Raw genomic sequence first — 6829 nt, 5'->3', positions numbered from 1 at the left:
GGGCACACCGAGCCTAAGCGAGGTGCCGAGTGGTGGGGCAAGAGCGTTTTGCTTACTTTTGCGCTGTTCAAAAGTGAGCCGCCGTCAGGGCGGAACCCTAAGTGGCCGTTACCTAAATAACGGATATGTACGCGGTCAAATCCAACATCCCGGTCGGCTGTCAGGCCGTCTTCGCAGCGATGCGGCGACCCGACAAGCCAGCTCCCACATTATTAATTCGTTCGTTTGGTGAATCAGCGGCGGCTGCTGACTTCGGCGGGGACGTCATCACCGGCCATGCGTTTGCGGAACAGGGCGGTTCGCGCCAACAGCAGTGTGGTGACCGGCACGGTGATCGCGAGCAAAATCGGAATCAACCAGCCATGCAACACCGGCCCGGATTTGAGCGTTGAAAAGTAGATGATCGACGCCAACGCCACGCTCCAGGCCCCCAACGTCGAGGCGAGTGCCGGCGGGTGCATGCGTTGAAAAAATTCTTTCATCCGCAGCAAGCCAATCGCGCCAATCAAGGCAAACAGGCTGCTGAGCAACAGCAACGCCGCCACGATAATTTCAACCCATAACGGCATCATTCAATCACCTCGCCACGCAGCAGGAATTTGGCCAGGGCGAACGAGCCGACGAAGCCGAACAGCGCGATCAAAAGCGCCGCTTCAAAGTAAGTGTCGCTGGCATAGCGAATACCCAGGGTGAGCATCATCAGCATCGCCAGGATGTACAGGTAGTCCAGCGCCAGTACCCGGTCCTGGGCCGAGGGGCCTTTGAACAGGCGCACCAGGGTCAGCACCATGGCCAGGGAAAACAGGAACAGGCTGAACAGGATCGCATTGGCGAGCAGGGCGCTCATTCGAAGATCTCCATCAGGGGCCGTTCGTAGGCGTGCTTGAATTGCTGGATAAACGAGGCCTCGTCATCCAGGTCGAAGACGTGCAGCAGCAGGATGCTGCGGTCCAGGGCCAGTTCCGACCAGACGGTGCCGGGGGTCACGCTGGTGATCATCGCCAGCACGGCCAGGCCGTTGGCGTCGCGCAGGTCCAGGGGGATCTTGATAAAGCGCGAGCGCGGTGGGCGGGAGCCGCAGGTGAGTACGCCCCAGGCCACGTGCAGGTTGGAGATGATCACGTCGAGGCCGACCCGGAAGAACAGGCGGATGATCACCCCTGGGCGGCGGATGCGGATCGGCAGCGGGCGCAGCGGCGCCATCAGCAGCGGCGCAAGAAAGCCCAGCAGTGCGCCCAGCAACAGGTTGCCGGGGCTGATCGACAGGTTCAGCACCAGCCACAACACCCACAACGCCAACGACAACCAGGGAGCCGGGAACAGACGCTTCATGGTTGCACCTCCAGGGCGGCGGCCTTGGCTTCAGGGCTGGGCACTGGCCGGGTCGCGAGCACTGCCATCACGTAGTGTTCCGGGTTGTTCAGGCTGTCGGCGGTGGCTTGGGTGTAGCGCATCAGCGCCTCGGCCTTGAAGGTCAGCGCGATGCTCAACCCCAGCAGCAGGAAGATCGGCACACATTCGTAGCGGCGCAGCAGCGGTGATGGGCGTTCTTCCGGGGTCCAGAAGCGCTGGATACCGAGGCGGGCGAACGCGATGAGCGAGGCCAGGCCAGAGAGAATCAGCAGCGCCACCAAGCCCCAGGCCGCTGGGCGGATTGACTCATCCACGGCGTTGCCCAGGCCCAGTGGGTTGATCAGCGCGCTCAACAGGCTGAGCTTGCCGATAAACCCGGACAGTGGCGGCATGCCGATAATCAGCAGCGCACAGGCGATAAAGCTCAAGCCGAGAAAGGCCATGGTCCAAGGGATGACCTGGCCGATCACCGCTTTTTGCTCATCGTCCAGGTTCACGCCCGGGCGCGGATGCAGCGATTCCATGGCTTTGGGCAGCGCATCGATCTCTTCATCCAATGGGAGATCGTTGGCCGAACGCGAACGCTCGATCAATTCCGCCAGCAAAAACAGCGCACTCAGTGCCAGGGTGGAGCTGACCAGATAGAACAGCGCCCCAGCGGTCAGGCTCGGCTGGGCAAACCCGACGGCCGACAGCAGGATCCCGGCCGACACCAGGATGCTCAGGCTGGCCATGCGCTCCAGGCGCTGCGCCGCCACCATCGCCAGTGCCGCGCAAATGATGGTCGCCATGCCGCCGTACACCAGCCAGTCGCCGCCAAACAGCGCCGAGGCGCCGGCCTGGCCGGAGAACAGTAGGGTCCACAGGCGCAGCACGGTGTACACGCCGACCTTGGTCATGATCGCGAACATCGCCGCCACCGGCGCGCTGGCCGAGGAGTAGGCGGGCGCCAGCCAGAAGTTCAGCGGCCACATGCCGGCCTTGGCCAGGAACGCCGTCGCCAGGATCGCCGCACCGGCATGCAACAGGCCGCGATCGGCCTCCGGCACCAGCGGGATCTTCAGCGCCAGGTCAGCGAAGTTCAGCGTACCGGTGACGCCGTAGATCATCGCCGCGCCAATCAGGAACAGCGACGACGCCAGCAGGTTGATCGCAATGTAATGCAGCCCCGACGACACCCGCGCGCGGCCGGAACCGTGCAGCATCAGACCGTAGGAGGCGGCCAGCAGCACCTCGAAGAACACGAACAGGTTGAACAGATCGGCGGTGAGGAAGGCGCCATACAGCCCCATCAGCTGGATCTGGAACAGGGCATGGAAGCTGGTGCCCGCACGGTCCCAGCGCGCCATGGCGAACAGCAGCGCACTCACGCCGATCACCCCGGTAAGCACCAGCATCATCGCCGACAGTTGATCCACCACCAACACGATGCCGAACGGTACCTGCCAGTTGCCCGGCAGGTACACGCCAATGGAGCCGGGGCCGCCTTGTTGCGTCCAGTACAACAGCAGCACAGCAACGCCCAGGCCGACGATGCTGGAGCACAGATTGATCTGGGCTTTGAGCGGGCGGCGTTTCTCGCCCAGCATCAGCATCAGCCCGGCGGTGAGCAGCGGCAGCAGGATCGGCGCGACGATCAGTTGATTCATCCACGTCATTCCTTGGGCTCCCGGCCGTCTACATGGTCAGTGCCGGTCAGGCCCCGGGATGCCAGCAGCACCACCAGGAACAACGCGGTCATGGCGAAGCTGATGACGATGGCCGTGAGCACCAGGGCCTGAGGCAGTGGGTCGGTGTAGTTGAGCAGGTCTTGGGGCACGCCGTCCTTGATGATCGGCTCCTTGCCGATAAACAGGCTGCCCATGCTGAAGATGAACAGGTTGACGCCGTAGGACAGCAGGCACAAACCCATGACCACTTGGAACGTCCGTGGCCGCAGGATCAACCAGACGCCGGAGGCCGCCAGGACCCCAATGGCTATTGCGATGACTTCTTCCATCAGGCGGCTCCTTCGGTTGCAGCAACCACTTTGGGCTGGTTGCTCGGTTTATGCGCGCGCACCGACTGGTGGCCGAGGGCGGTAAGCATCAACAACGTCGAGCCCACGACCATGGCGTACACGCCGACGTCAAAGAACAGCGCACTGGCGATATGGATATCGCCCAGTAGCGGCAGGCTCAAATGCCAGGTATGCGTGGTGAGGAACGGGTACCCGGCGAACAGCGCACCCAGCCCGGTCAAGGTGGCCGACAGCAGGCCGAAGCCCATCCAGCGCATCGGCCGCAGGCTCATCTGCGCCTCGACCCACTGTGTACCGGCGACCATGTATTGCAGGATAAACGCCACCGACATCACCAGCCCGGCGACGAAACCACCACCCGGTTGATTGTGGCCACGCATGAACAAGTAGAACGACACCACCAGCGCAATCGGCAGCAGCAAGCGCACCAGCACCGCCGGCACCATCATGAAGCCCAGGGCGGTGTCGCTGGCCTGGCGCGGGTTGACCAGATCGGTCGCCACGTCCGGCGCCAGTTGGCGTTGTTGGGGCGGTAACTCCATGCTTTCCTTGGAAGGGCGGAAGCGGCGCAGCAAGGCGTACACGGTCAAGGCCACGGCGCCGAGTACGGTGATTTCGCCCAACGTGTCGAAGCCACGGAAGTCCACCAGCATCACATTCACCACATTGCTGCCGCCGCCTTCGGGCAGGGCGCGGCTGAGGTAAAACGAGGAGATATCGTTGGGCGTCTGGCGGGTCAGCATCGCGTAGGACAACAGCGCCATGCCGCCGCCGACCGCGGTGGACAGCAGCAAGTCACGCAGGCGGCGGATACGCGCCTTGCGCAGCGAACTGGGCAGTGGCGAGACTTCTTCGATCCGCCGTGGCAGCCAGCGCAGGCCCAGCAGGATCAGCACGGTGGTGACCACTTCCACCACCAGTTGGGTGAGGGCCAGGTCCGGTGCCGAGAACCATACGAAGGTGACGCAGGTCATCAGGCCGCACACGCTGACCATGGTCAGGGCCGCCAGCCGGTGGTACTTGGCTTGCCAGGCGGCGCCAAGAGCGCAGGCAATCGCCAGCAACCACAAGGTGACGAAGACGATGGAACCCGGGATTTTCGGGCGGTCGCCCCAGCTGAGGCCACTGTTGATCATCGGGATCATTGCGCCGATCACCGCCAGCAGCACCAACAGGAACAACTGGGTTTGCAGGCGCTTGGTGCTGATTCGCTTCTCGATGCGGCGCACGCCGCGCATCATCACCACCAGGCAGCGCTCGAAACCGCGCTTGCCGTTGAAGTAGCCGATCAGCGGTGGGTATTCGAAGCGGCCACGCTTGAGTTGCTTGCGCAGCAACAGGTACAGCACCACGCCGCCGGTCATCGCCACCAGGCTCATGATCATCGGCGCGTTCCAGCCGTGCCAGATCGCCAGGCTATATTCGGGCAAGGTACCGCCCACCACCGGCAGGGCGGCAGCGGCGAGGATCGAGCCGACCACCTGGGCCGGGAAAATCCCCACCAGCAGGCAGGTGAACACCAGCAGCTCGACCGGTGCGCGCATCCAGCGCGGCGGCTCGTGGGGCGTGTGCGGCAAGTCGGTGGCGGGCGGGCCGAAGAACACGTCCACGGTAAAGCGCAAGGCATAGGCCACGCTGAACGTACCGGCGATGGTCGCGATCAGCGGCAGGGCGATTTCCACCCATTGGGTCGACGAGATAAACACGGTTTCGGCAAAGAACATCTCTTTGGACAGGAAACCATTGAGCAACGGCACCCCGGCCATGGACGCACTGGCGACCATCGCCAGGGTCGCGGTAAACGGGATCAGGCGCACCAGGCCACTGAGCTTGCGGATATCCCGCGTGCCGCTTTCGTGGTCGATGATGCCCGCGGCCATGAACAGCGAAGCCTTGAAGGTGGCGTGGTTGAGAATGTGGAAGACGGCGGCAACAGCGGCCAGCGGGCTGTTAAGGCCCAGCAGCAGGGTGATCAGCCCGAGATGGCTGATGGTGGAATAGGCCAGCAGGCCTTTGAGATCGTTTTGAAACATGGCGCAGTAAGCGCCGAGGAGGAGAGTGAGGGCGCCGGCACCGCCGACGATCCAGAACCATTCTTCGCTGCCGGACAGCGACGGCCACAGGCGGGCCAGCAGGAACACGCCGGCCTTCACCAGCGTCGCCGAGTGCAGGTAGGCCGAAACCGGCGTCGGCGCCGCCATGGCGTGGGGCAGCCAGAAATGGAAGGGGAACTGCGCGCTTGTGCTCAAGGCGCCGATCAGCACCAGGGCGAGCATGACCGGGTACAGCGAATGCGCGCGAATCTGATCGCCCGCCGCCAGCACCTGGTCCAGGTCATAGCTGCCGACGATATGCCCCAGCAGCATCACCCCCGCCAACAGGCACAAACCGCCTGCGCCAGTGACCATCAGCGCCATATACGCACCACGGCGCGCATCGGCGCGGTGGTGCCAATAGCCGATCAGCAGGAACGAGAACAGGCTGGTCAGTTCCCAGAAAAACACGATCTGGATCAGGTTGCCGGAGATCACCAGGCCCAGCATGGCGCCCATGAACGCCAGGAAAAACGCAAAGAAACGCGGCACCGGGTCGTCCGGTGACATGTAATAACGCGCATACAGCGACACCAGCGTGCCGATGCCCAGCACCAGCATCGAGAACAGCCAGGCGAACCCATCCATGCGCAACACGAAGTTCAGCCCCAGGCTGGGCAACCACATGAATTCTTCGCGGATCACGCCACCGTGGGCGATCTGGGGGTAGAGCAGGGCGACTTGAATAGTACCGACCAATGCCACAAGGCCGGCCAACAGGGATTCGGTGTTACGTGCGTTATGCGGCAGCAAGGCCGCCAGACAGCTGCCGATAAAAGGCAGAAGCAGTAGAACTATCAGGGACATAGGCTTCTAATCTGCGGGAGTTTGGGATGCATCATACGTGCCGCTTTCACGATCACCAAACGCCAAGATGTGGCAGGATCCTACAAGGTAGGCTGAAACTTCCCATTTGGCACTGTTTGAACCTGCGCTTGAATTAAAAGCCGACCTCTGTGGGAGCCGTTATCTGCAGCGACGCCGTACCTGTGGCGAGGGAGCTTGCTCCCGTGACGGGCTGACAGTCGACGCTTATCTCCCTGACATCCCACGATCCAATTGTGGGAGCTGGCTTGCCTGCGATGGCGGCCTATCAGCCGACACTTCTCTACCTGGCACCCCACGATCCAACTGTGGGAGCGGGCTTGCTCGCGAAGGCGGCCTGGCAGGCGACACAGTTGGATTGTGTGCATATCCATTGCTGCGGTAACGGCCACTTAGGGTTCCGCCCTGACGTGAACTGCCCCCCGAATGTTGGACACCTGCCCCCTCGGGAGAGTGTTCCATGACGAAATACAACCTAGCGCTCAAGCAATCATTGATTGAAGAGTGCCTGTCTGCCAGTAGTGTTCATGAGGTGGCC

General features: G+C 62.7%; 6 protein-coding genes. All 6 read right to left on the bottom strand.

Annotated elements, in window-relative coordinates:
- Window positions 1-233: 233 nt before the first annotated feature.
- The 6 genes from MF6394_RS32645 to MF6394_RS32620 are packed head-to-tail and all read right to left on the bottom strand — an operon-like array spanning window position 234 to window position 6273.
- Entirely contained in the window at window positions 234-572 is a 339-nt protein-coding gene (locus tag MF6394_RS32645) for a Na+/H+ antiporter subunit G (protein ID WP_014718935.1), read from the bottom strand.
- Window positions 569-847, bottom strand: coding sequence for a K+/H+ antiporter subunit F (locus MF6394_RS32640; protein ID WP_003192168.1), 279 nt, complete (start codon window positions 845-847; stop codon window positions 569-571). Before MF6394_RS32640 ends, MF6394_RS32645 begins: the two co-directional genes overlap by 4 nt.
- Window positions 844-1332: a Na+/H+ antiporter subunit E gene (locus MF6394_RS32635; RefSeq protein WP_044267902.1), complete on the bottom strand. Its 489-nt coding sequence runs from the start codon at window positions 1330-1332 to the stop codon at window positions 844-846. Before MF6394_RS32635 ends, MF6394_RS32640 begins: the two co-directional genes overlap by 4 nt.
- Window positions 1329-3011: a monovalent cation/H+ antiporter subunit D gene (locus MF6394_RS32630; RefSeq protein ID WP_032896621.1), complete on the bottom strand. Its 1683-nt coding sequence runs from the start codon at window positions 3009-3011 to the stop codon at window positions 1329-1331. The genes MF6394_RS32635 and MF6394_RS32630 overlap by 4 nt, the downstream gene beginning before the upstream one ends.
- Window positions 3008-3352, bottom strand: coding sequence for a Na+/H+ antiporter subunit C (locus tag MF6394_RS32625; protein WP_003192163.1), 345 nt, complete (start codon window positions 3350-3352; stop codon window positions 3008-3010). Before MF6394_RS32625 ends, MF6394_RS32630 begins: the two co-directional genes overlap by 4 nt.
- Entirely contained in the window at window positions 3352-6273 is a 2922-nt protein-coding gene (locus MF6394_RS32620) for a monovalent cation/H+ antiporter subunit A (RefSeq protein WP_078468290.1), read from the bottom strand. Before MF6394_RS32620 ends, MF6394_RS32625 begins: the two co-directional genes overlap by 1 nt.
- Between the last annotated feature and the right edge of the window lie 556 nt (window positions 6274-6829).

It is taken from the genome of Pseudomonas sp. MF6394, assembly GCF_002018845.1.
In the GTDB taxonomy this organism is placed as follows: domain Bacteria; phylum Pseudomonadota; class Gammaproteobacteria; order Pseudomonadales; family Pseudomonadaceae; genus Aquipseudomonas; species Aquipseudomonas lactis.
This window is presented reverse-complemented; position numbering and strand designations above follow the sequence as displayed.

Bases quoted from the DNA above. Each gene is read 5' to 3' on its own strand.
- MF6394_RS32620 (WP_078468290.1), bottom strand. From the start codon at position 6,273: ATGTCCCTGATAGTTCTACTGCTTCTGCCTTTTATCGGCAGCTGTCTG.
- MF6394_RS32635 (WP_044267902.1), bottom strand. From the start codon at position 1,332: ATGAAGCGTCTGTTCCCGGCTCCCTGGTTGTCGTTGGCGTTGTGGGTG.
- MF6394_RS32645 (WP_014718935.1), bottom strand. From the start codon at position 572: ATGATGCCGTTATGGGTTGAAATTATCGTGGCGGCGTTGCTGTTGCTC.
- MF6394_RS32640 (WP_003192168.1), bottom strand. From the start codon at position 847: ATGAGCGCCCTGCTCGCCAATGCGATCCTGTTCAGCCTGTTCCTGTTT.
- MF6394_RS32625 (WP_003192163.1), bottom strand. From the start codon at position 3,352: ATGGAAGAAGTCATCGCAATAGCCATTGGGGTCCTGGCGGCCTCCGGC.
- MF6394_RS32630 (WP_032896621.1), bottom strand. From the start codon at position 3,011: ATGACGTGGATGAATCAACTGATCGTCGCGCCGATCCTGCTGCCGCTG.